Below are 25,451 nucleotides of genomic sequence, written 5' to 3'. Positions count from 1 at the left end.
TGAACAGCTCCCAATATGGTCACTACAACAAACATCACCAAGACGTACCAAAAAGGCACAGTAAAAGCCGTGGACAACGTATCCTTTTCGGTGGAGAAGGGCGAATTGTTTGGCCTCATCGGGCCGGACGGAGCTGGCAAGAGCAGCATTTTTCGCATGCTCACCACCCTATTGCTACCGGATAGTGGCTCAGCCACGGTAGCCGGGCATGATATCGTAACCGATTATCAGCGGATACGCAGCAAGGTGGGGTATATGCCGGGTCGCTTTTCGCTCTACCCGGATCTCAGCATTGAGGAAAATCTCCATTTCTTTGCCACTGTCTTCAACACCACCGTCAAGGAAAACTATCACCTCATCGAGGACATTTACGTGCAGATTGCCCCTTTTGGCAAACGCCGGGCAGGCAAGCTGTCAGGTGGAATGAAACAAAAGCTGGCGCTTTGCTGTGCATTGATACACAAACCCACCGTGCTTTTCCTCGATGAGCCCACCACCGGCGTGGATCCGGTATCCCGCCGGGAGTTTTGGGAGATGCTGAAGCGCCTCCGGCAACAGGGCATTACCATCTTGGTTTCCACGCCCTATATGGATGAGGCCTCCTTATGCGACCGCATTGCGCTTATTCAAAACGGGAGCATCCTCTCGATCGACTCGCCACAGGGGATTGCAGACGCTTATCCCAGCAGTCTGTATGCCGTCCAAGCCAATGATTTGCCACGTCTTATCCACGTATTACCCACGTATCACCCACATATGCACAGCTATTTGTTCGGCGAATATATCCACTTGGATACGCGGGGCATGGGCGGGCATGACCTGCCGGAAGAACTGACGCGGTTCCTCGCAGCCGAAGGTTTCGGGGACATCGAAGTAAAGCCGATTGCGCCTACCATCGAAGATTGTTTCATTAACATGCTGATACGCCATGACACATAGGGAACCTGTCATCTCCGCCGAAAAACTGACCAAGCGGTTCGGCGATTTCATCGCCACAAACGAAATCACCTTTGAGGTGTATAAGGGAGAGATATTCGGTTTTTTGGGAGCCAACGGAGCCGGTAAGACCACAGCCATGCGCATGCTCTGCGGCCTGTCTATCCCCTCTTCCGGCCGGGCAACGATTGCCGGATTTGACATTTACCGGCAAACCGAGCAAATCAAACGCCACATCGGCTACATGAGCCAGAAGTTTTCCCTGTACGAAGACCTCACGGTACTCGAAAACATCCGCTTTTTCGGCGGAATATACGGACTGGACAACCACCAGCTCAAATCAAAAAGCGAAGTGTTGATTGAGCGCCTGGGGCTGCAAGCCGAGCGCAAAAAGCTCGTCGGCGAACTGCCGCTGGGTTGGAAACAGAAGCTCGCATTTTCCGTGTCGATATTGCATGAACCACGTATCGTATTCCTGGACGAACCCACCGGCGGGGTCGACCCGGTGACCCGCAGGCAGTTCTGGGCCATGATTTATGAGGCCGCCGAAAGCGGTATCACGGTATTCGTGACCACGCATTATATGGATGAAGCCGAATATTGCAACCGCATCTCCATTATGGTGGATGGTCGCATCAACGCCTTGGGTACTCCCGGAGAACTGAAACGACAATTCAATGAGCCTTCCATGGACGGCGTGTTCTATCAATTGGCCCGTGGCGCGAAAAGAGGAGATTAACATGAAGCAATTTATCACATTTGTCAAAAAAGAATTTTTCCATGTGCTGCGCGACAGAAGAACGCTGCTGATTCTCTTTGGTATGCCGCTTGCACAGATCCTTATTTTTGGGTTTGCGCTTACCAACGAAATCAAGAACGCGCGGATTATCGTGATAGATCAAGCCAAGGATGAGGCATCCCGGCGCATCACCAACCGCCTTGCGGCCAGCAACTATTTTGAAATCCAAGAGGATGTGATGGATCAAAACCGCATGGAAGCCGCATTCAAAGAGGGCAACATCAAACTGGCTATTGTATTTCCCGCCCAATTCCGAAACGACCTCATCCATCAAAACCATGCGCAAATACAGGTCATCGCGGATGCGTCAGACCCCAACACCGCAACAACCCTGACCAGCTACGTCTCGTCCATCATTCAGGATTACCAGACGGAGTTGAATGAGGGTAATGGATTGCCTTATCGCATCACACCCGAAGTCCACATGCTGTACAACCCGCAGCTCAAAGGAGCGCCCAATTTTGTGCCGGGCGTGATGGCACTGGTGCTGATGCTGGTATCGGTAATGATGACGGCCATCTCCATTGTGCGCGAAAAAGAAACCGGTACCATGGAAGTTTTGCTGGTCTCACCGTTCAAGCCGATGTGGGTCATCCTCGCCAAGGCTGTCCCCTACCTGTTGCTGTCATTGGTCAACGTGCTTTCCATCTTGTCGATGAGTGTATGGGTGTTGCAACTCCCCGTGGCGGGCAGCTGGCTGCTGCTGTTTGCCGAAAGTACATTGTTCATCATCACCTGCCTCACCTTAGGAATTTTTATCTCCATCAAGGCCCAATCCCAGCAAGTGGCCATGCTCATTTCCTTGATGGGGATGCTGCTGCCCACCATGATGTTCAGTGGGTTCATGTTTCCCATTGAAAACATGCCTATGCCGTTACAGGTTTTTTCCAACATCGTCCCCGCCAAGTGGTTTTACATCATCGTGAAATCCATCATGATAAAGGGTGTAGGCTTGGAGGGGATTTGGAAAGAGACGCTGGTACTGTGCGGCATTACATTGTTTTTCTTCCTCATCAGTTTAAAGAGTTTTAAGATACGACTGGAATGAGAATCCTTAAATTTTTACTCCAAAAAGAGTTCCGACAGATTTTCAGGAACCGGGCCATCCTCGCGCTTATCCTGGTGATGCCCGTGATGCAGCTCATCATCCTGCCGCTTGCCGCCGACTACGAGGTCAAAAACATCAACCTGTCGGTGGTAGATCACGACCATTCGCCCTACTCCCGGCAGTTGGTTTCGAAGATTACCGCTTCGGGCTATTTCAGGCTACAAGGGTATCCTGCATCACTCAAGGAAGCCTATCACCTCATTGAGCAGGACAAAGCCGACCTCACGCTGGAGATACCACGCGGTTTCGAGCGCGAGCTTATCCGCGACGGCCACCAGCAATTGTTCATTGCCGTCAACGCCATCAACGGCACCAAGGCGGGTTTGGGAAGTGCTTACCTTACCCGCATCCTGCGCGACTACAACGAGGATATCCGCATGGAATGGATGACACCTACACGTTTCCAGCCGGTTTCCACCATTGAAGTAGTACCATCCAACCGCTTCAATCCCCTGCTGAACTACCAGTTTTTCATGGTGCCGGGGATCTTGGCCATTCTGCTGACCATGGTGGGCGGATTCCTCTCCGCACTGAACATTGTCAAAGAAAAAGAAATCGGCACCATCGAACAAATCAACGTAACCCCCATCAAAAAGCACCATTTCATCCTTGGCAAGCTCATTCCCTTTTGGGTATTGGGCAATGTGGTCTTTACCGTTGGCTTGCTGGTTTCATGGGTGATCTACGGCATTTTTCCCCAGGGCAGCATATCAGCCATGTATGGTTTTGTAGGCATTTACCTATTGGCGGTATTGGGCTTCGGTTTGCTGATATCTACCTATACGGATACGCAGCAGCAAGCCATGTTCATTATGTTTTTCTTCATGATGATTTTTATCCTGATGGGTGGGCTGTTTACTTCCATCGATAGCATGCCCCCGTGGGCCAAAGCCCTATCCCGGCTGAATCCGGTGAGCTACCTGGTGGAGGTCATGCGCATGATTGTGCTCAAAGGAAGCGGCTGGGCCGACGTCTTCCCACATTTATGTGCCATGCTGGGATTTGCCGTTATACTGAATGGATGGGCAACATTAAATTACCGCAAAACAAACTGAAATACAATAGTTTACATGTTTTAACATTCCAGATTGTAATTTATGGGTCATTATTATCGTCTACTTGAAGAAATTAAATTTAACACCCGAATTATTTTATACTTTTGACTTATAAAAATAAAAAGTCAAAACGTCTGTTATCGATTAAACAATTACAACATGCAAACAAGAGGGATTCTATTAAACTATGAAGGCACCATTGACACCAATGGGCAACATTGGGGGGCTATTCTATGGCACAAATTCCAAAAGCACATTATTGGATTAGATAAATCAATGTTTAACCGGGCGTACACCTATTCCGAAAATGTATTGGCTACCGAGGAAGTGATCAAACCTACCCATGTCTTCTTGGACGTACTGGTGCATAAAATCACCCAGCAATTCGACTACCTGACGGCGCAAGGTTATCAGCTGGACTATGGCAATGTGCAGACGATGGCAAAGGAATGCAACAACTTGGCACTGCGCACGCTGAGGGGCACGAAGCGTATCCTCGAACGGTTGTCGAGTACATTTCCCATTGTTTTGGTCTCCGATTTTTATGGCAACTTAGACGCCGTACTCACTGAATTTGGCATTAAACAGTATTTTGCAGACGTTGTAGAATCCAGCACCTCTGTGATGCATTTCAATACAGAGATTTACGAAAAGGGCGTTAGTCGCTTGGGATATTCGCCCGAAGAGTGTGTGGCCGTGGGCGACTCCTACAACCGGGATATCTTGCCTTCAAAGGCCGTGGGTTGCAAGACCATTTGGCTCAACGTCATGGGCTGGGAAGAATGGGGTATCGACGAGCTGGAAATATCGGATGCTGAAATTGGCGATTTCAGCCAGTTGCCCGCCTTATTGGAAAGTTGGCAACCGCAGGCCCCACTAATCGGTGGTATTGCCTGAAGCTACCCAATGCGTAAACAAAGCGTTGTAATGCAAAATTTGGCATCCCCCTAAAAAATATGCATATTGCCACCATCGAAACACGGCTGGCTTATGCAAGTGAAGAAATATTCCGGTGAACTCGTAACGTTTGACGTCAACCGTTTAAAAGGCTCTCTTTCCAAATCGGGGGCCTCGCCTGATGTGGTGGACGGGGTATGGGACACCATGAAGCCCATGGTCTACGATGGGATGAGCACCAGCGATCTTTACCGGCTTGCTTTCCGCTTACTGAAAAGGGAAGCCGACTCCTTTGCTGCCCGCTACAGCTTGAAACGGGCCCTTAAAGATTTGGGACCAGCGGGTTACTACTTCGAGCAATGGGTGGCCAGGCTCTTTCGGCATGCGCATTACCAAACGATCACCGGCCAATTGCTGGTCGGCAATGCGGTAACCCACGAAGTGGACGTAGTGGCACAAAAAGATGACGAACTGCTATTGATAGAATGTAAATTCCGCAATACGGACGACGCAAAAATCACGGTGACGACACCCATGTATTTTCTATCGCGGGTGAAGGATTTCGAAGGCCGTGAATTCACTTTCTTCGGCAGGCAGCTATCGTTTACAGCGGGATGGCTGGTCACCAATGCCTATATGACGACGGATTCCATCCGTTTTTCACAATATTATGGCCTGAACCTCCTTGCTTGGGATTATCCCGAGGAAAGCAGTATCAAACGCCGCGTGGATAATGCAGGTTTATACCCGGTCACGTGTCTGACGACCCTCAATAAGGCCGAAAAAGACCAGCTCCTGGTCCGCAGGTGTATCCTGGTAAAAGACTTGCTTGAGGATGAAACACACCTGGCGGCACTGGATTGCGCCCCCCGCAAAAAGCGAAGAATCATTCAGGAAGCTACCGAATTGGTAAATTATCAAAACACATGACACCATGAGCAATGCGTTTTTTAGGGAAGAAAAGAAATTCATGGAGGGCGCACGTGCCCGCTGGAAAGAGCTCAAATACGTTGGTGGGGTGGTCATGCAGTTTCTCAAGGGATTTAGGGAGCTGCATTTCATCGGGCCTTGTGTCACCGTATTTGGCTCGGCCCGTTTTAAAGAAGACCATCCCTATTATGAGCTCGCCCGTAACGTATCGGCTGAGGTCGGCAAGCTGGGTTTCGCCATCATGACCGGTGGCGGTCCCGGCATCATGGAAGCGGCAAACCGTGGGGCCAAGGATGTCGGTGCGCTTTCCGTGGGCTGTAATATCTTGCTGCCCCACGAGCAAAAACATAACCCTTACCTCGACCGGTTTGTGACCATGGAATATTTCTTTGTGCGCAAAGAACTCCTGCGCAAATATTCCTTCGCCTTCGTGGTGTTGCCCGGTGGTTTTGGTACGCTGGATGAGTTTTTTGAAACCCTGACGCTTATCCAAACCGGCAAGATCCAGCGGTTTCCGATTGTGGTCATGGGCGTCGGGTTCCATAAGGAAATCATCGCCCATGTGCAACGCATGATGGAGGAAGAAACCATCAGTCCCGAAGACATGGATCTCCTGCTCTTTACGGATTCGGTGGAAGAGGTCGTATCCCATATCCGCAAACATGCCGAAGGATCGCCCAGCATCAAATTGGAACCACCGAGAAAAGCAGCCTGGTTATTGGGTGAACGCAAGCTAAAAAGGGCGTGAAAATCCTGTGGAAATACCTCAAGCCGCAGCGTAAATACATTTACGTGGCGCTGTTCCTTGCTGCGGTCGCCCAACTATTATCCATGATAGATCCCCTCATTTTCGGAAAAATCATTGATGACTATGCCAATAATATGGGCGGCCGAAGCGCAGAAGAATTGGTACAAGGTGTATTATTCTGGCTATTCGTGGCCATTGTTATCGCGCTACTTGCGCGCTTGAGCCGCTCGTTTCAGGAATACGTGATGCGCCTTGCCGTACAGCGCTTCGGTATGCAGATTTTCAATGACGGGCTACGGCAGACCTTGCGCCTGTCGTTTCAGGAGTTTGAGGAGCAGCGCAGTGGTGAAACACTGGCCATCTTGCAAAAAGTGCGTACCGATACGGAACGTTTCATCGGATCGGCCATCAACATCCTGTTTTCTTCCTTGGTGGGCTTTGGTTTCCTCATTTGGTATGCCATTACCAAACATTGGGCATTAATCCCGATTTTCGTGATCGGCTTCGTGGTCATTGGTACCATCACGGGCATGCTGAGCCGCAAAATCAAGACGACCCAGCGTAGCATCAACCGCGAAACCACCCGGATGTCAGGCATCATCACCGAGTCGCTCCGGAATATCGAGCTGGTCAAAAGTTTGGGGCTTACTTTTCCCGAAATCCGGCGCATGCGGGAACATACGCAGACCATATACGATTTGGAAATGACCAAAACGCGGCGTGTACGGTTCCTCTCCTTTCTTCAGGGCTCCACGCTCAACCTCCTGCGGCAATCCATCTTATTCACCTTGCTGTGGCTTATTTTCCGCGAGGTGCTCACACCCGGTGAACTGATTGCCATGCAATTTATCTCTACGGCCATTTTCATGCCTTTGCAGGATATCGGCAACATCATCGTGCAGTATCGCGAAGCAGAAGCCTCCATCCAGTTATTCGACAACCTGATGCAGAAACCCATTGAACGGCGCCCTGAAAATCCTATACCTATAGGCCCCGTAGAGGAGGTTGTATTCGATAATGTCGTCTTCCGCCACAAAACAGCTTCGCAAAACGCCATCGATGGCATCTCCTTTGCCGTAAAAACGGGTGAGACGATCGCATTTGTCGGCCCATCAGGATCGGGGAAATCGACCTTGGTGAAACTCCTGGTGGGATTGTACCGGCCCGTATCGGGCAGTATCTGGTTCAATGACACGCCCGCCGAAAAAATACGGCTGAATGAGATGCGCCGCCAGATTGGCTTTGTGACGCAAGATACGCAACTCTTCGCGGGTACCATCAAGGATAATCTGCTGTTTGTAAAGCCCGATGCCACTGATGATGAAATTATTGCTGCGCTGCACAAGGCCAGTTGCACGCCCTTGCTGGCGCGCAGCGAAAAGGGCATCCATACCCTGCTCGGGGAAAGTGGTTTGAAATTATCCGGGGGCGAAAAACAACGCATTTCCATTGCCCGGGCATTGATACGGAATCCACGCCTGCTGATTTTCGATGAGGCAACCAGCGCATTGGACTCCCTCACCGAAGAGGTCATCACGGAGACCGTACGAGCCATATCGGGCGAACGCCAGCAGATCACCGTGCTGATTGCACACCGGCTGTCCACCATCATGCATGCTGATCGCATCATCGTATTGGAAAAGGGCAGGATTGCCGAGACCGGTACCCATGACGAATTGGTGGCCGCAAAAGGGTTGTACTACGCCATGTGGCGGCAGCAAATCGGCGAGCGGCGTTAGTTAAAACAGTCGCATCTGCGCGGCCTTCGGTTGTTTGATGTGTACCTTTTCCCGCAAAGCCACTGGAATTTCGCCCACAAACCGTGAGCCCCCTCTATCCACTGTCTTGTCAACCAGTTGCCTACGGGCCGCATGCGTTATCAACAGCTTATCTTTTGCCCGTGTCAATGCCACATAAAACAACCTTCGCTCTTCTTCGATGTCTGCATTACTACTGATCAGGGGTATGACACCCTCCTCAGCCCCCACGATAAAGACAACAGGAAATTCGAGTCCTTTGGCCGCATGGAATGTCAGTAGATTTACCGCATCCGATTTAAACCGAGCCACATCGGTATAAGTATCTACCGAAAGTTTATGTAGCAACTGCCGGATGTCCGATCCGTGTTCTTCTACCAGGCTGATCATTATTTCTTTCTGAAACAACCCCACTTCATCCAACAACGCATCGGGAATCAGCCGCTCAAAAACAAACCTGACGGCGCCCGCAGCACCCTGCCCGGCAAAGACCTCCGCAGCCGTAGGGCCAAAGAGCCCGGCAAAACGTTCACCTTCAGGATAGCGCTCAAGGAAGGCCCGCTTTTTTTGTCTGTCCATGCCGAATCCATGGGTAAGCACGCTATCCAGCGCTATCACATCTCCCGGGTTGAAGTACAGCTTGATGACGTCGGCGACGAGGTGGAACGGATAAGCGGCCAGAAAAGGCGTAGCGTCACCGAAGTGCACAGGTATACCCGCCTTTCGGAATGCAGCCAACAGGGATTTGCCAATGGCACGTGTACGGAACAGCACGGCAATATCCGAAAATCCATACCCACCATCGGGATGGCGCGTGGTATTGTTGGTGAGGTTGCTGAACCCACCCACTAGCTATTCGATTTCATTGATGACAAACAAAGCTTCCGCCTGTGCGTCTGCAGTCGTACATACACGGATACGCTCCCCTGCAGGCCGGTAGGTCACCAAATCGGCATCCTTACGTACGACATTGTAGCGGATGACCTGACCGGCTGCCCTGACCAATGTATCGGTCGCCCGATAATTGTATCCCAGGGCCACTTCAGTAGCCCGGAAATCCTCACCGAAACGGAAGAATAGCCCCACGTCTGCTCCACGGAAACCATAGATACTCTGGTTAGGGTCTCCGATGGCAAACACTTGCTTGCCCTGGGCCAACAAGGCTAAAAATGCATACTGCACAGGGCTGATGTCTTGCAGTTCGTCGATGGCCACATATTGGATGCGCTTCCGGTAGCTTTCCAAGCGTTCGGGGTAAACCTTCCACAACCGGATCACCGATCCGATAATATCGGCTACATCGACGCCTCCCTGCTGTGCAGTGAATTGCCGGTATTCAACGGCCATACGCTGGATTTCATCGGTGCTACCTGTGTTGTTGGTCTCAAAATAATCGCCTAATTGGGCTGCTAATTTTTTCAGCGCTTTTTCATCCGTCTCCGAGAAGAGCATGCCCAAAATGATGCAGCGGCTTTCCGCATCATACACATGGGCAAGGTGTTCATCATAGGCCTGCAGGATGCCGAAACAAAGGGCGTGAAACGTTCCCAATACCACATCGTTTGCACGTTCGCCCAGTTCAGCCGTCAAACGTGCCTTCACCTCATCGGCAGCTTTATTGGTAAAGGTTACAGCCATCACTTCATGGGGCTGGGCATGGCATTTGCGGATGCAACGCGCAATCCAGTGGATGAGTGTACGTGTTTTGCCTGTGCCGGGGCCTGCTGTCACCAGTACAGTCCCTGGCGTCTCGCAGGCGATCAGTTGCTCCGGATTGAGGACCGCTGCTGCCGGTCTTCCGACCGGTGGCTGGACGGGCCGAGGCCCATCCAGCACCGCGTCCTTACTTTTGCGCTTAGCGGGACGGTGTTCGGCCGTCAGGCCGAAAAAATTCATCTGTCCGGTCAGGCGTGCAATCTCCCCATCATTGAAAATCCGGATGGTACCATATTCCCCATCATAACCGCCTTGGGGACTTACCTGATGGGAACGCATCCTTCTGATGGCTTCAGCCAATACGACCCCAACGCGCTTCTCAATATCTTCTATAGGGGTTTCATTAAGCAGGGTAAACTCATTGCCGAACGAAGAAATGGCCTGCTGGAAAGCCTGACTGACAGCCTTACTTGTGGACGACGCTTTTCGCACTTCAGCAAGGATCTCGGGCAGGGGAATGATGTAGTGGAAATCTGCCGCACCGGCCGGCCGCTGCGGCTGCTGGCGGTCTGCAAGCTCTGTGACCCGATGCAATACACCTATCGTGAGCGGCTGCCCACATTTCGGGCAGCGGTTGCCATGCCGCCTGCTTTCCTCCGGCTCCAAGCAGACGTCACACTTGCGGTGGCCATCCATATGGTACTTACCCTCTTCTGGGAAAAACTCATAAGTACCCAAAAAACCCTGCTTCGTCTTCAGCGCATCAAACAGCGCATAATAGCTCCGTTCGGTCTCGAAAAGGTTGGCCTCCCTTCCAAGCTTTTGGGGAGAATGAGCATCAGAATTGGATACCAACGTATAACTATCGAGCATACTTAGCCGCCAATCATCTCCGGGTCGGAAGATAACCCTGTTTCCAGTGCAAAGATATGGCTGGATAAGTCGCGAAAGCATTCCTGCACACTGTCATAACCCGACTTGGAGCCAAACATGGAAAACCACGGTGTCCAGATGTGCGCCGGAATCAAGTGTGCATGCTCGTGGGTTTCAAGCACGATTTCCAGCAGGTCGCGAGCGGACAATCCTAAGATGGGGCGCCCATCAGCTTCCAGGTTTCCAATCTGCGACAGCCGCGCATTGAGGCGAGCCACCGTATCAAAGTCTGGCGCATATACACAATTGTGATTTTTGCGTACCCTATCGCCATATTTATAGATGGAACTTATCTCCGATGTAAGACAAAACCGCACATCGATATCGTGGCACTTAAACCCGGGGACGTCCCCCTGTGGAGGATGCTTCAAGCGGAATAACCCCGTGCCATCCGGCTCCAACTTTGCTTTCAGTTCCTTGAACCACAGCGGATGGGTGAAATCACCCGTTCCTACGACATGAATGCCCTTGATGCGCGCCCATTGATACAGGGTCTCCAAGTTGAGATCCTTACTTGTGGCCCGGGAATAGTGTGAGTGCAGATGGAGATCAGCAATGTAGAACATGATAAGGTAGTCATTATGCAGCCACTAATTTAATAAAGTTTTGGAGAACTCGCCAACTCACAGTCCCTATTCCAACCCAAGGTTGAAGGCTTTGCGCAACGTATCAAGCGCCGGGTTCTTCGCCGCCATCGCTTGGTATTTTTCCTGTGCCGTATAGGGTTTGCGCGCCGCGTCATTCGCCACCTGCTTGGGAACTAAATTGACAGCGAAATTCCGCAATTTGAAGCGGAGCTCATTAAGGATATCGATTTTCGAAGCGTTCAATAAATCCTGTTGGATGGGATTTTCCACCACCACCCCTATCTGGTAGTCGGCCAGTAATTGGGGTGGATTGGCCGTCATCAATGTAAACAGGTTAATTTTGTTGTCTGCTTTCAGCTTGTCAGCAAAGGCATGCCAGTGTTTCAGCAAGTCATCATGGCTGAATGGCTCGCGTTCGTCCCCTGTCAGCAATTCGGGTTCATCGGCCTGCACCACGGCTTGTTTATCGTCAAAGATGGTATTCAAATCGGGGATGGCATTACTCAGCTTTACCTTGCCCCAGGAGCGGCTGTTTTGCGTGGTTGGCGACGGCTGGCCGGTGGCCGGCGACGAGCGTTCGATTATTGGCGAGGGCGGGCTGGAAACCGAAGATTGAGGGGGTGACACGATTGCGGCTGGAACCTCCGCCGCAGTAGCTTGCACAGGAATAGCCCCAGCAACGGGCTGCACCGGCGTGTTAGCCGGTATTACAGACTCACTGGGCTTTTTTTTTTCAGCCACTATCGTCGCGCTTCCGTTTTTTGCCAATTGGATGGCTGAAGCGATATGGCACATTTTCAGCAAGGCCAATTCCACTTGCAGCCGTTGGTTTTTGCTGGTGCGGTAATTGACCTCGCACTGGTTGGCAATATTGAGTGCCGAAAGCAACAGGCCCGATGAAATCGCGTGGGATTGTCGCAGGTATCGCTGACGAATGGTATCGCTCGTATCCAATAGTTTCAGTGTGGCCGGTTCCTTCGCGACCAACAAATCACGAAAATGTGAACCCAGTCCGCTGATGAAATGGCTGCCGTCGAAACCATGGGACAATATCTCGTCGAGTATCAGCAAAGCCGATGGCGAATCCTCCTTGATGACGGCATCGGTGAGCCTGAAATAGTAATCGTAATCCAGGATATTCAGGTTGTCAATGACCGATTGGTAAGTCACCTGCTTATTGGAGAAGCTGACAATCTGGTCAAACATGGATAAGGCGTCCCGCAAGCCGCCATCCGCTTTCTGGGCAATGACATGCAGCCCATCAGTGTCGTAAGATACACCTTCTTTTGTGGCGATGGAAGCCAGGTGATTGGCCATATCGGCAACCTTAATGCGGTTGAAATCAAAAATCTGGCACCGCGACAGGATAGTGGGCAGAATTTTATGTTTCTCCGTGGTCGCCAAGATAAAAATGGCATAGGAAGGTGGCTCTTCAAGCGTCTTTAGGAAAGCGTTGAATGCCGCCTGTGACAACATGTGCACCTCATCGATGATGTATATCTTGTATTTTCCCGTTTGTGGCGGTATACGTACCTGATCAATTAAGTTACGGATATCGTCTACCGAGTTGTTTGAAGCCGCATCCAACTCGTGTATACTGAAGGAATTACCATTTTGGAACGACTTGCAGCTATCGCATTCACCGCAAGCCTCAACGTCAGCCGTCAAATGCCCGCAATTGATGGTCTTTGCCAGGATACGCGCACAGGTAGTCTTACCCACGCCACGCGGACCACAGAACAAAAAAGCCTGTGCCAGTTGATTGTTTTTTATGGCGTTTTTGAGGGTAACGGTGATATGCTGCTGACCAACTACCGTGTCAAACGTGGCTGGGCGGTATTTACGGGCCGAAACGATAAAATTATCCATCGGTACGAAGATAGGGATTTCGGACGAAAAGCAAGCGCTTTCACGTCATGGTGTCGACAAAAATCAGCAACAAGCACGTGGTCAACTATCTTTTAACTTTTATTAACATCTATGGACTGCATAAACCGTTTTCTTTGCTTAATAAACTAAAACAACAATTCATACTACACCAGACGGCAACCATGACACGTAAATCGCTATCCGTTACCAGCTTGTTTCTAATCGTTACCTTTTTTACATCAATGGCCCAGCAACCATCTTCCGGCTTGAAAGGCAAGGTTGTGGATTCGGCCGACAATAAGGCTTTGGAATATGTAACCATCAATATTCGCACAGATAGTACGGCAATCCGATCCATCCTAACGGATGCAATGGGCAAATTCGAATGGACAGGTTTAACCCCCGGGAAATATATGCTGACTTTTGTTGCCGTAGGTTATGAAACCAAAGACCTCCCAATTGAATTGACCAACAATGCACCTGTGTTAGACCTGGGAGATATCCCCCTCGCAGCCGGTGCGGAAGCCCTCGATGAAGTGGTTGTCACCGCTACCCGACCGATTGTCAAACAAGATATCGATAGGCTGACGTATGACGTGCAGGCCGATCCGGAAAGCAAGATACTCACAGCATTGGATTTACTGCGCAAAGTCCCGCTGCTGTCTGTAGATGGCGATGAGAATGTACTGCTGCAAGGGAATGCCAACTACCGGATTTTCATCAACAACAAACCGTCTGACATGATCGCACGCAATCCAAAGGAGGTTTTGAAAGCAATGCCTGCGGAGTCCATTCAAAAAATAGAAGTCATCACGACGCCGCCCGCCAGGTATGAAAGCGAAGGCCTGGCAGGGATTATCAACATCGTAACCAATAGGAATGTAGACAATGGATACCGCGGTTCGGCTAATCTCAATTACCGCGCACCGGCAGGCGGGCCTGGCGTAGGTGGGTCATTCACCATCAAGCAAGGGAAATTTGGTGCATCGGCCTATTTTGGGGGCAGCTTGTCGCAGCGCCCACAGACCCAAAGCAACTATGAACGGATAACACACGTAGGCCAGCCCAATATCTTGCTTCAGAACGGCTTCAACGAAGGACGCAGCAACTTTACCTACCTCGGCACGGAACTCAGCTATGATATTGATAGCCTCAACCTCATCACGGGAGAAATCGGCTTCAACTTGGGCCAGTTTGATAACGACTTGAGTCAATTTTCCAATACCAATACGCTGGACGGTGCACCTCTACAGGGGTTCAACATGTATAACAGGGGGAAAAATCGGTGGGATGGATATAATGGCGGACTCAACTATCAAAAAGGATTCAAACGCAATAAAGAACAGCTCCTTACCTTTTCCTACCGCTTCAGCAGCTACTCAGACGGGCAAGATAACCGGATGCGCATCACGGATAGGCTCAACTACCAAGTACCAGATTACAACCAAACAAACGATGGCACGCAAGATGAACACACTATCCAGCTCGACTACGTGCACCCGGTCAGTAAACTAAATATTGAAGGTGGCGTAAAAGGAATTTTCCGGCTAAACCATAGCGACTTCCGTTCGGCAAACTTTGATGAGGCAAGTGATTCGTTCATTGAGGATCCCACACAGACAAACACCTATGAAAACAACCAATACATTCTCAGCGCCTACAATTCATACCAATACAAATTAGAGAAATGGGGATTCAGCGCAGGCATGCGTGCCGAGCAGACCATCGTCAAGGCGGACTTCATTTCCAACGATGCTAATGTCGACCAAAATTATTTCAATTTCATCCCTTCAATAGCTATCAATCACATACTCAAACAAGGCAAGACCTTAAACTTGGGCTACACGCAACGGATACAGCGTCCGGGAATATGGAACCTCAATCCGTTTGTCAACCGCTCGAACCCCAATTTCGAGTATTCCGGGAATCCCGACCTAAGACCGGTGCTGAATAACAACTTTAACCTGCGCTACAGCAGCTTCGGTAAAGCCAGCATCAACGTGGGGCTGAACTATTCCTTTGCCAATAATACCATCCAGCAGCTCATCAATTACAACGCGGAAACCGGTGTCTCACGATTTACATTTGAGAATATCGGCAAGGACAGATCCCTCGGCACAAACATCAGCATCAACTACCCCATCACTAAGAAACTCAATTTCAATGTAAGCGGCGACATGAGTTACGTATGGCTGGAAGGTGTGGTGGATGGCCAGAAAACGAGCAATTCAGGCATGCGCGGCTATATCTATGGTGGGCTGGGCTACCTGTTTGAAGACGGATGGCGCATCAATGGTAATTTCAGCTACAGCTCACCCTACATCATGTTGCAGGGACAAAGCAATGCATTTCCTTACTACGGGATCAGTGCTTCCAAGGATTTAATCAAGGACAAACTGAGCCTTTCGGGCTCCATATCCAATCCATTCAACAAATTCCGCAGCTATATCAACGATATGACGGGACCTAATTTCACCCAGTCTTCATTTTCTCAGAATTATTACCGCTATTTCAACATGAGCCTCTCCTATCGCTTCGGGCGATTGAAGGATGAGATACGGAAAAATCGGCGTGGCATCAAAAACGACGACGCGTCCGGTGGTGGTGGCCAGCAAGGCGGAAATTAAACTGGCTTTTTTTCGGTAAATTTGGATATTAATTTTAAGTTTGCTCGGATATCATTCAATTATGCACATTTACGGAATCAAAAATTGCAATACAGTAAAAAAAGCCCTAACATGGCTGGAAGAAAACAACATCTCCTATACCTTCCATGATTTCAAGAAAGAAGGGGTTTCAGAAGATAAGCTTCATGCTTGGGAAGAACAGACCGGATGGGAACCCTTGGTAAATAAGCGGGGTACCACGTGGCGGCAGCTTTCACCTGCAGAACAAAGTGCGGTGGTCGACGCTTCCTCTGCCAACCAGCTCATGGGTGCCAAAACCAGCGTCATCAAACGTCCCGTCATCGAAAACCCTAAAGGTGGTATCATCCTGGGATTTGACGAAGCGGAATACACGGCCAAATTGAAATAGTTCACACCAAACACAACACATATGAATAAATTGGTTATTTCGAATATCATTGGTGCTGCATTGCTGATGGCCATTTTGCCATCTGCAGTACAGTCACAGACCATAGCAAGCAAATACGATTACAAGGAAGCCTTCAATCCTTTCTTTTACACCAACAATGGCAATGAATACCGTTCGGCGAGCGGAATGCCGGGGCCAAACTATTGGCAGAACGCTGTTGACTATAAAATTGCAGCCAAACTAAATGACGAGACCAATGAAATCACGGCCACTGTCACACTCGAATACACGAATAACAGTCCAGATGAGCTTGATTTCATCTGGTTGCAGCTCGACCAGAACATGTTTTCGCAGGACGGCCGCGGGCACCTCATCGTACCACTTACCCGAAGCCGGTATGGCGATGCCCAATCGGATTTCGATGGCGGCTATGACATCGAGTCCGTCAAATTCGGCAACGGCAATGATGCAGAGCACCTCATCACGGACACGCGCATGCAGGTATTCTTGCCTGAGCCCCTGCGGCCTAATGGCGGCAAAACAACCATCAGCATTGCCTATTCTTACATCGTGCCTACGCATGGTGCCGACCGTACGGGTGTGCTTGAAACCCAAAATGGTAAAATTTTCGCCATCGCGCAGTGGTTTCCAAGGGTAGCGGTGTATGATGATATCCTCGGCTGGAATGTGCAACCCTACACAGGCCCCGGCGAGTTTTACCTCGAATATGGCAACTATGAAGTGGCTATCACCGCCCCAGCCAACCACATCGTGGTCATGGGTGGCGAACTTCTTAATCCCAACGAAGTATATACGCCTGAGCAAGCCAAGCGGCTGGAACAAGCGAAAACAAGCGACAAAACTGTCATTATCCGCTCGGCGGAAGAAATAGCACAACCTGCTTCCCGTCCGCAAGGGAAAAAAGAGCTGACTTGGAAATTCAGGCTCAATAAATCCCATGACGTAGCATGGGCTTCCTCACCAGCATTCATCGTCGACGGGGCAAAAATCAACCTCCCCAGTGGAGCCAGTTCCCTGGCATTATCTGCCTACCCTGTCGAGAGCAATGGAAACAACGCTTGGGAGCGTTCCACGGAATACACCAAGGCAGCTATCGAGTTTTATTCGAAAACACTGATGGAGTATCCCTACCCGGTTGCGGTAAATGTAGCGGCCGACATCGGCGGCATGGAATATCCCGGCATTGTCTTCTGTAGCTTCAAATCCAAAGGATCCGGATTATGGGGCGTGACGGATCATGAATTCGGCCACATTTGGTTTCCGATGATTGTGGGCAGCAATGAGCGCCTGCATGCTTGGATGGATGAAGGTTTTAACACGTTTATCAACGACCTGTCTACAGAAGCATTCAACGGTGGAGAATATTACCGCCCCAGGGGTGATGCCAACCGGCTGGCACAGGCACTTACGAGACCCGATCTTGAACCGGTGATGAGTACCCCCCAGAACATGCAGGAGCGCAACATCGGTATATTAGCCTATCTCAAACCCGGATTTGGCCTCACGCTGCTCCGCAATGAAATCCTTGGTCCTGAACGGTTTGACCGCGCTTTCAAGGCTTATCTTCATCGTTGGGCCTATAAACATCCTACGCCGGAAGATTTCTTCCGTACCATTGAAAATGTAGCGGGCGAAAATCTCAATTGGTTTTGGCGTGGCTGGTTCAAATACAATTGGCGGTTTGACCAAGCTGTACGCAATGTCGTATACTATGACAACGATCCAAGCAAAGGAGTGCTTATTACCGTCGACAACTTAGAAAAATTGCCCATGCCCATTGTCGTGGACATTACCACGAAGAGCGGCGACACACACCGTGTAAAATTACCTGTAGAAGTATGGGAGCGCAACACATCTTGGACATTTAAATATCCATCGACCGAGGAAGTCGTTGCGGTACAACTAGATCCTGACAAAGTATATCCTGACCATAATCCGGATAACAATCGCTGGGAAGCCAGTGTTATACAATAAGCAAAAATAATAAGTTGGAAATATGATGCAGTGCACGAAATTAAGATCCACATCCAAGACCGTAATACGCTTAATTGGTGCGCTGCATTTTATACTAATAACGATTTTTGCGCATACCGTAGCTGCACAAGGCAATATACCTGAGACACAAGATACGGTGCTCACCGGATATGTGCTCGAATTGAACAGCGGCGAGCCACTACCCTATGTAGAAATTAAAAACCTGAATACCGGTGCACTGTCGGCAAGTATGGGAGATGGCAAATTCACCATCCCGGCTAAAAAAAATGAACGGTTACAGTTTGAATATCCCGGTTATCGTACAGATACCGTGGTGGTCATTGAATTTGATATCAAACGGGTATACATGACGCCGGATGGCAGTGCGATCCAAATCGATGAAGTACAAATACAAGCCATGACAGATAGCCGATTGGCTACAGAAATCGAACGGGCACAGAAAGAAGGCAAAGTCGAAGAGGCGTCGCAATACCGGGGCGGTATACGTATCTCACCCTCGCGCTGGTTTGGAGAGGAGGGGCGGCAGGCCCGCATGCGCTATAAATTGTTGCTCGCGGAGCAGGATCGCCGCAAAATAGACGCACGCTTCACCCGAGAAGCCGTCACAGCCGTCACACCCTTAGCAGGAGAAGAACTTGAACTGTACATGACCAAATACCGCCCTACGGTGGAATTCCTCGCTACTGCCGATGAAGCTGACTTGCGTCTCTACATCATGGATACGTATGCCAAGTTCAAGGAATTGACACCTCAACAACGCGCTGAAATAAAAGTCCCCGAACAGAACAACCGCTAATTAGGCTTCACCGCGTTCGACCCGGAAAGAGACTTTACAGATAGCCCCATAAGAAGCTACTTCACCATCTTTTACATGCACCTTAAAATCCTTCACATACACGGAGTCTATATTTTTTACAGTGGCTGATACTTCCTTTACGGCGCTGCGGATGGCATCATCAAAACTGGTATCTGATGACGCGATGACTTCGATTACTTTTACAATAGCCATGACATTGTTTTTTAATTTTACCCTCTTGTTTAATACTATGGTATACTAACACGCTGGAGAAAAGGTTTGTTTCATAAAATATATCGATAAGGAATTTACCATTTTTAAGAATTTTTAAACGGGATGCCCTTTTTATTGAATTTTTATGTAAATTGGCCCCAAGAGCACAAAACGCATGAATACATTGTTCAAAAAGCTCAATTTCAAAAATCAACCCACTATCCTATCCATCAATCATCCGGATAGTTTCCAGCAGGAATTGAATGATATGGCCTCCGTTGCACATATCCTTACTAATGCAGATCAAGTGGAAAGCATCTCCTTTATGGTCGCTTTCGTCACCAAACAAACCGAAATTGATCGCATCATCGAACAGGTCGCCACAAAACTGGAAACAGATGCGGTTCTTTGGTTTTGTTACCCAAAAGGTACATCAAAAAAATATAAATGCGATTTCAACCGGGACACTGGATGGGCAAGTCTCGGCCGATACGACCTCGAACCCGTTCGCCAAGTAGCAATAGATGAGGATTGGAGTGCCCTACGCTTCCGGAATGTGGACAACATCAAACACATCACCAGAAGGGAAGACTTTGCGCTGACAGACAAGGCGAAGCAACGGACGACAAGCAAACGTTGAGACGGACTTCAATTGGAACCTTTCCGTAAATATTTCATTAACTGCTTTATCCTGACCATCCCTATTCTTGCTTGGAATATGGGTTGGGCAAATCAACTGCCTGTGGCCTTTTTGCCGGATACGTTTTCGAAGGAGATTCCACCTGTGGTAAGCTACGGTGAGCAGACCTTCCGCATGCTGTTTTTTATCTTGACGTTTATGATGCCGCTGAACAAGGACAACCTGCAAGCCCGATGGGCATGGCTATCCTATGGTTTTGGGTTGTTTGCTTACTTTGCTAGTTGGCTGATGCTCATCTATCGGCCGGAAAGCGGTTGGAGCAATAGCTTATTGGGCTTCACCGCGCCCGCATGGACGCCAGCTTTGTGGATGCTCGGTATCGCATATATCGGACGTTCATTTTTCTTTGGCCTGCCTTTCGGCAGATGGTTAGTATTGTCCGTATGCTGCCTATTTCTGCTTTTCCATAATGCCCATACCTATATTGTTTTTCTACGGATAGCAGAATAAGAGCATTACTTAACAATTTTATCCATAGCTCCATTCCAACCCATAAAGTACTCGTGAGCCGAGTTTGGATTAAGATTAACGTGCTCGAATATCAATAGGGTCTTTTCCGCCTTGGGAATAAACGCTACGATGACGGTCGAAATATAGCCCGCTTCGCTTTCCCACTGCCACGTGTACCGCAGTTTCTCCAACTCAACGACCTCTGTATACTCACCAAATGCAGTATGGATACTGCCATCTGAGTCTTGAAAAATAATCCGGTATTGCCCTCCTACTGCCAGGTCAATATCTGATGAAATGACGATCCCCTTCGGATCCGAACCAAACCATTGGTTAATAAACTCGGGCTTGGTCCAAATTTCCCACAGCCGTGCTACCGGGACATCGAATAGCCGCTCGATCAATATGTTGTTTCTATCCATACGACGAAACTAAGTTCGTCACAATTCGACCAATCAATGGGTGGCCGATATGCCAACATACAGGGGCAAACGAGCCAACCTTCGTTCTGTTTTCTATTTTCAAGGTATGTCTTCTTTAAGATTTCAAGAATAGGTTGGCTGCTTAAATGAAAAAACCCTTGCTAAAGCAAGGGTTCTATACTGGCTGTGCGGAAGAGCAGATTCGAACTGCCACGCCCATAAGGCGCCACCCCCTCAAGATGGTGCGTCTACCAATTTCGCCACTTCCGCAGAGGATTTTCTGGCGCAAACTTAGATAAAATTGTATTTATATGCAAGTTTAAAGAAACTGCATATAAAACAATTTTGTCGTCCTCTTGAACGACCTATCCAGTTGCTTTTGCGAGGTAGCTCATTCCGTTTCGCCCAAAGTTGGCGAAAGGTGTTTATCAATCAATGTTTGGATAATTCCATCCACCAAGCCTACCCGGGGCACAATAACCTGCCGTAAATGGCCGTATTTCATCAACGTCAGGAAAATTTCACAGGCTGGGATAATGACGTCAGCACGATCATTATTCAATCCCAATACATTGATGCGATCTTTTAACGAAAACGAACTGAGGTATTCATACAATGATTTTAATTTGGCATAGGAGATGGGTTTGTCCTCCTTATCGCTGGCGAGCCGCGACAACTTATTGATATTGCCACCGGTGCCAATACCATATACCGCTTTAAACATACGGGTATGCGTTTTTACCCACGTTTTCATTTCATCCCACGTTTCTTCTTTATCCTGATTATCCAAGATACGGATAGTGCCGATATTGAACGAGGCTGAGGCGACCAGCTTGGTATCGGCAAATACCGACAACTCTGTGCTGCCCCCGCCCACGTCGATGTACAAATACGCTTTTTTATTTCCAAGGTGCTGTTCGATATGGCTGTTGTAAATGATCCTGGCTTCCTCGCTACCGTCGATAATTTGCAAGTCAATACCTGCATCTTTAATTTCCTTGACCAACGCGTTGCCATTTTCGGCTTCGCGCATGGCAGACGTGGCACACGCCATATACGCACTTACTCGATATACATCCATCAAACTACGGAACGCAGACATCGTCTTCACCAGATCTCCCACTTTCGGTTCGGATATTTTTCGATCAATAAATGCGTCATCACCTAGGCGCAGCGGTACCCGCACCAACGTATTCTTTTTAAATGATATGATGTCGTTATTCTGGATAATATCGGCTATCAATAGCCTCACTGCATTCGATCCGATGTCAATAGCTGCGTACCTCACGATTGATTATGATTTATATTTCAGATAATTGTAAATGTCCTCCTGTGCACGGTGCCTGATTTTGTTCTTGGCACCGATATATCGGTTATTATTCAACTGATTGATTTCACGGGCCTTGCTGTTGTCCTTGAGTTGGATATCGATAATATCGCGGACTTCCTTTTTGACGCGGGCATCAATTATCGGAAATGCCACCTCTACCCTACGGTCGATATTACGCGCCATCAGATCGGCAGACGATAGGTAAACCAGTTCGTCTCCCCCGTTTCCAAAGATCCAGATACGTGCATGTTCCAAATACCGATCAACAATGCTCCTCACCGTGATGCGATCGCTGAAGCCCGCCTGCCCCGGCACCAAGCAACACATACCACGCACGATGAGCTGGATGGTCACCCCCGCGTTATTCGCCTCATAAAGCCTTTCAATCATCTCCTCATCCGATAAGCTATTCATTTTTAGAATCATGTAACCTCTCTTCCCGGATTTGGTCATGGATATTTCATTAGCAATGAGTTGATAAAGACGCTGGCGGGTTTCCAACGGCGAGGCGATGATGGATTTATAGCCACGATGAAACGTCTGCTTCTCCAGTCCTTTGAAAAGACGTTTGAGATCTTTGGTAATTAATGGATTAACAGTAAACAAGCTGTGATCACAATAAATTTTGGCTGTTTTCTCGTTGAAATTGCCCGTGGCAAGAGTGGCATAATAGACCAGTCCTCTTTTTTCGCGACGTGCGATAAGGCAGATTTTGGCGTGTACTTTGTATTGCACCACGCCGATATTTACATTCACGCCGCCTTCTTCCAAGCGGTTGCGCCAATAGATATTGGCTTCCTCATCAAAACGAGCTTTCAATTCGAGCAGGCAATTGACTTTTTTGCCATTTTGCGCCGCATTGATGAGTGCATTGATGACACTGGAATTTTCGGCCAACCGATACAAGCAGATATTGATTTCCTTGACCTTGGGGTCTATTGCCGCTTCCCGAAGGAAATGGACAATATAATCAAATGATTGGTAGGGCAAACTCACCAAATAGTCACGTTGTGCCATTTGGCTGAATATGCTCCGTCCCAAATCCAGGTTATTCACCCGCAATTGCGGCATAGACGGGTACTCCAGCGATGGCCCGCCTACATTTGGGAAATCAATAAAATCCTTGAAATTGTGATACCTGCCCCCGGGGATGAGCGCTTCCGGATCCAACAACATCCGCGAAACCAAGTAATTAAGCGTGTCCAATGGGATGTCGCTATCATACAGCAACCGCATGGGCCGGCCTTTATCTCTACGCTGCAAACTCTGCAACAAGGCGTCCACAAACTTCTCGCTCACATTGGCGTCGATATCCAGCTCTGCATCGCGTGTCAGCTGGATGCCATATGCCTCCACCGTGTCATACTCAAAGATAAAAAACAAGTCGTCGAGGCAATAACGGATGATGTCATCCAGCAAAATAATGAATTTCAACCCCTTGTTTTCTGGCAATATCAGAAACCGGGACATAATGGCCGTGGGGATTTCCACCAATGCATACTTTACCTTTTTGCGAAAGGTCAGCTTGACAATAAAGTAAATATGCCTATCTTTCAGTTCGGGAAAAGGTTTCGTGGCATTATCCTCCAACATGATGGGAACGAGCGTAGGCAGCACTTGCCGCCTAAAATATTCGCGCACGTACGTGCCGCGCCCTACATTCAGTTGTTGCTCATTGATAATGAAAATTTTCTGTGCTTCCAGTTCTTTGATAATCTCCTGTTCATAGAGGTAATCAAACCGCTTTTCGAGCCGGACAACGATGTTCTTAATTTCGTTCAGAATCTTTTTCGGATTAAACCCGAGCATGGTTTTGGTCTTATTATTGATGTCTACAAGCCGATTGAGCGTAGCTACCCGTACCCGATAAAACTCATCTAAATTGGAAGAAAAAATAGCCAAAAACCGAAGGCGCTCCATGAGCGGAACAGCCTTATCTGCAGCTTCCTGCAACACGCGCTCGTTGAAATACAACCAGCTTATCTCACGATTTATAAGGGGGATTTTTCGCTTCACAACTGTTAACATACGGCCGTCTTAAGTTAATGGGCCAATAATAACAATGCAAAGTTTTGTTAGTGTTAATCGTGTGTTAATTCACCATGACCAAACATCGTATTGATAATAGGCTTAACGTTTTATGACGGGAATTTAAACTCGTAATACTATACTGTACCATCAACCGTTCCAAGCTGGCTGTTCCAAGATTTCCATTTGCCAAAGAATTTCTTCTTGTTTCACGGGGAAAGGCTCACCTTTCCGTAGTTGCCCATATATGGCATTGAAAAGATCATTATAGTCGCCTTTCAATGCTTCCCGATACCGCAATTCTCGATCGCCGTTAGGCTTGATGATGGTGATCAGGCCTTCTTTACCCGGAGGTTCTATCCCATATGCCGGATCCTTAGGGGAAATCCCTGCTTGCAATTGGTCTTCCTGTACGTCTGCCCTTACTTTTTGAAACGAACCTTTCGTGCCATGCAGGACATAAGCGGGCAGCGGATGGGCAACCAGCAAGCTTGCATGGATAAATACGGTAAATCCTTGGGGATAAGTAAGCACAATCGTGGAAAAATCATCCACCTCCGATTCCGGGCGGTGTGTAGACACAATTTTAATGCTTTTATCCGGCTTGCCAAACAAGCTAATCACTTGATCGAGAAGATGTGGGCCAAGGTCATACAACACGCCACTCCCGGGGATTCGTTGTTCCTTAAATATCTTCGGGCTTTTTTCCAGTCGGTAACGGTCAAACCGGACATGCAATTCTATCAATTCGCCCAATGTCTCGCGTTCGACCACACGTTTAAGCAATTTAAAGTCGCTATCCCACCGGCGGTTTTGGAAAACCATGACATGCTTGCCTACTTCCTTGCCCAAATCGAATAGCCGCTTTGCATCTTCACTATTGGGTGCAAATGGCTTCTCTACTAAAATATGTTTGCCTGCCTTTAATGCTTTCGTTGCATAGTCAACGTGGGTATCATTGGGTGTATTGACAATGACCAGCTCTATTTTATCATCATTAAGCAAATCATCGACGGTATCGTAACTGATGACAGCCGGGTAGCGTTGGTGTGCCCGCTTTTCATGCCGTTCTACAACAGCCCGCAGTTCAAACCGTGACTTTTGATGGATAAATGGCGCATGGAAGACCCTGCCGGACATTCCATACGACAAAATACCTGTGACGATGTTTTTCTTAGACATGGC

Annotated in this window: 23 protein-coding genes and 1 tRNA gene; 14 read left to right on the top strand and 10 right to left on the bottom strand. The window is 48.7% G+C overall.

The genetic code is table 11. The features are described 5' to 3' along the window. The first annotated feature begins 15 nt into the window (after positions 1–15). From BMW65_RS22360 to BMW65_RS22325, 8 genes are all read left to right on the top strand, one after another. The gene (locus BMW65_RS22360; RefSeq protein ID WP_090609075.1) at positions 16–939 is read left to right on the top strand and encodes an ABC transporter ATP-binding protein; all 924 of its coding nucleotides are present in this window, start codon (positions 16–18) and stop codon (positions 937–939) included. After that, a complete protein-coding gene (locus BMW65_RS22355; RefSeq protein WP_090609074.1) occupies positions 929–1,675 on the top strand; it encodes an ABC transporter ATP-binding protein in 747 nt (248 codons plus the stop codon). Before BMW65_RS22360 ends, BMW65_RS22355 begins: the two co-directional genes overlap by 11 nt. Before the next feature lies 1 nt (position 1,676). Continuing rightward, positions 1,677–2,783 (top strand): ABC transporter permease, encoded by a 1,107-nt coding sequence (locus tag BMW65_RS22350; RefSeq protein ID WP_090609072.1) that lies wholly within the window; start codon positions 1,677–1,679, stop codon positions 2,781–2,783. Beyond that, positions 2,780–3,898: an ABC transporter permease gene (locus BMW65_RS22345; RefSeq protein WP_090609070.1), complete on the top strand. Its 1,119-nt coding sequence runs from the start codon at positions 2,780–2,782 to the stop codon at positions 3,896–3,898. The genes BMW65_RS22350 and BMW65_RS22345 overlap by 4 nt, the downstream gene beginning before the upstream one ends. A gap of 159 nt (positions 3,899–4,057) precedes the next feature. Then, on the top strand, positions 4,058–4,795 hold the full coding sequence (locus BMW65_RS22340) for an HAD family hydrolase (protein WP_090609069.1): 738 nt from the start codon (positions 4,058–4,060) through the stop codon (positions 4,793–4,795). 93 nt (positions 4,796–4,888) lie between these two features. Next, entirely contained in the window at positions 4,889–5,725 is an 837-nt protein-coding gene (locus tag BMW65_RS22335; RefSeq protein ID WP_090609067.1) for a restriction endonuclease, read from the top strand. 4 nt (positions 5,726–5,729) lie between these two features. After that, positions 5,730–6,473, top strand: a complete 744-nt coding sequence (locus tag BMW65_RS22330; RefSeq protein WP_090609066.1) for an LOG family protein — start codon at positions 5,730–5,732, stop codon at positions 6,471–6,473. Further along, entirely contained in the window at positions 6,470–8,212 is a 1,743-nt protein-coding gene (locus tag BMW65_RS22325; RefSeq protein WP_090609064.1) for an ABC transporter ATP-binding protein, read from the top strand. The genes BMW65_RS22330 and BMW65_RS22325 overlap by 4 nt, the downstream gene beginning before the upstream one ends. On the opposite strand, the gene BMW65_RS22320 is transcribed toward BMW65_RS22325, so the two are convergent. The 4 genes from BMW65_RS22320 to BMW65_RS22310 all read right to left on the bottom strand — a co-directional run bounded on the left by BMW65_RS22320 (position 8,213) and on the right by BMW65_RS22310 (position 13,275). Continuing rightward, positions 8,213–9,079, bottom strand: a complete 867-nt coding sequence (locus tag BMW65_RS22320) for a 3'-5' exonuclease (RefSeq protein WP_090609063.1) — start codon at positions 9,077–9,079, stop codon at positions 8,213–8,215. 3 nt (positions 9,080–9,082) lie between these two features. After that, positions 9,083–10,759, bottom strand: a complete 1,677-nt coding sequence (locus tag BMW65_RS22315) for a UvrD-helicase domain-containing protein (RefSeq protein ID WP_177181268.1) — start codon at positions 10,757–10,759, stop codon at positions 9,083–9,085. Between the two features lie 2 nt (positions 10,760–10,761). After that, positions 10,762–11,385, bottom strand: coding sequence for an endonuclease Q family protein (locus BMW65_RS23985; RefSeq protein ID WP_143053980.1), 624 nt, complete (start codon positions 11,383–11,385; stop codon positions 10,762–10,764). Positions 11,386–11,451: 66 nt separating this feature from the next. Continuing rightward, entirely contained in the window at positions 11,452–13,275 is a 1,824-nt protein-coding gene (locus BMW65_RS22310; protein ID WP_090609059.1) for a DNA polymerase III subunit gamma/tau, read from the bottom strand. A 182-nt stretch (positions 13,276–13,457) separates the two neighbouring features. Between BMW65_RS22310 and BMW65_RS22305 the strand changes: the two genes are divergently transcribed. The 4 genes from BMW65_RS22305 to BMW65_RS22290 all read left to right on the top strand — a co-directional run bounded on the left by BMW65_RS22305 (position 13,458) and on the right by BMW65_RS22290 (position 19,123). Then, entirely contained in the window at positions 13,458–15,902 is a 2,445-nt protein-coding gene (locus BMW65_RS22305) for a TonB-dependent receptor (protein ID WP_177181267.1), read from the top strand. Positions 15,903–15,963: 61 nt separating this feature from the next. Continuing rightward, a complete protein-coding gene (locus tag BMW65_RS22300; protein ID WP_090609056.1) occupies positions 15,964–16,311 on the top strand; it encodes an ArsC family reductase in 348 nt (115 codons plus the stop codon). A gap of 21 nt (positions 16,312–16,332) precedes the next feature. After that, entirely contained in the window at positions 16,333–18,306 is a 1,974-nt protein-coding gene (locus tag BMW65_RS22295) for a M1 family metallopeptidase (protein WP_090609055.1), read from the top strand. Between the two features lie 22 nt (positions 18,307–18,328). Next, positions 18,329–19,123, top strand: coding sequence for a carboxypeptidase-like regulatory domain-containing protein (locus tag BMW65_RS22290; RefSeq protein WP_090609053.1), 795 nt, complete (start codon positions 18,329–18,331; stop codon positions 19,121–19,123). On the opposite strand, the gene BMW65_RS22285 is transcribed toward BMW65_RS22290, so the two are convergent. Continuing rightward, complete coding sequence (locus BMW65_RS22285) at positions 19,124–19,336, bottom strand: dodecin family protein (RefSeq protein WP_090609052.1); 213 nt, start codon at positions 19,334–19,336, stop codon at positions 19,124–19,126. A gap of 175 nt (positions 19,337–19,511) precedes the next feature. Between BMW65_RS22285 and BMW65_RS22280 the strand changes: the two genes are divergently transcribed. Further along, a complete protein-coding gene (locus tag BMW65_RS22280; protein WP_090609050.1) occupies positions 19,512–19,976 on the top strand; it encodes a hypothetical protein in 465 nt (154 codons plus the stop codon). 78 nt (positions 19,977–20,054) lie between these two features. Further along, positions 20,055–20,486: a hypothetical protein gene (locus tag BMW65_RS22275; RefSeq protein ID WP_090609049.1), complete on the top strand. Its 432-nt coding sequence runs from the start codon at positions 20,055–20,057 to the stop codon at positions 20,484–20,486. Positions 20,487–20,491: 5 nt separating this feature from the next. Here BMW65_RS22275 and BMW65_RS22270 read toward each other — a convergent pair whose 3' ends face one another. The 5 genes from BMW65_RS22270 to BMW65_RS22250 all read right to left on the bottom strand — a co-directional run bounded on the left by BMW65_RS22270 (position 20,492) and on the right by BMW65_RS22250 (position 25,448). Further along, on the bottom strand, positions 20,492–20,908 hold the full coding sequence (locus BMW65_RS22270) for an SRPBCC family protein (RefSeq protein ID WP_090609047.1): 417 nt from the start codon (positions 20,906–20,908) through the stop codon (positions 20,492–20,494). 187 nt (positions 20,909–21,095) lie between these two features. Next, a tRNA-Leu gene (locus BMW65_RS22265) sits at positions 21,096–21,178 on the bottom strand. A gap of 121 nt (positions 21,179–21,299) precedes the next feature. Further along, positions 21,300–22,196, bottom strand: coding sequence for a Ppx/GppA phosphatase family protein (locus BMW65_RS22260; protein WP_090609046.1), 897 nt, complete (start codon positions 22,194–22,196; stop codon positions 21,300–21,302). 6 nt (positions 22,197–22,202) lie between these two features. Beyond that, the gene (gene ppk1 / locus BMW65_RS22255) at positions 22,203–24,266 is read right to left on the bottom strand and encodes a polyphosphate kinase 1 (RefSeq protein ID WP_177181266.1); all 2,064 of its coding nucleotides are present in this window, start codon (positions 24,264–24,266) and stop codon (positions 22,203–22,205) included. A 150-nt stretch (positions 24,267–24,416) separates the two neighbouring features. Beyond that, entirely contained in the window at positions 24,417–25,448 is a 1,032-nt protein-coding gene (locus BMW65_RS22250; RefSeq protein WP_090609044.1) for a Gfo/Idh/MocA family oxidoreductase, read from the bottom strand. Positions 25,449–25,451 lie beyond the last annotated feature (3 nt).

Origin of the sequence: Parapedobacter koreensis (assembly GCF_900109365.1) — a bacterium.
GTDB lineage: Bacteria > Bacteroidota > Bacteroidia > Sphingobacteriales > Sphingobacteriaceae > Parapedobacter > Parapedobacter koreensis.
Note: the sequence above shows the minus strand (reverse complement) of the source record. Positions and strands in the feature narration are given on the sequence as shown.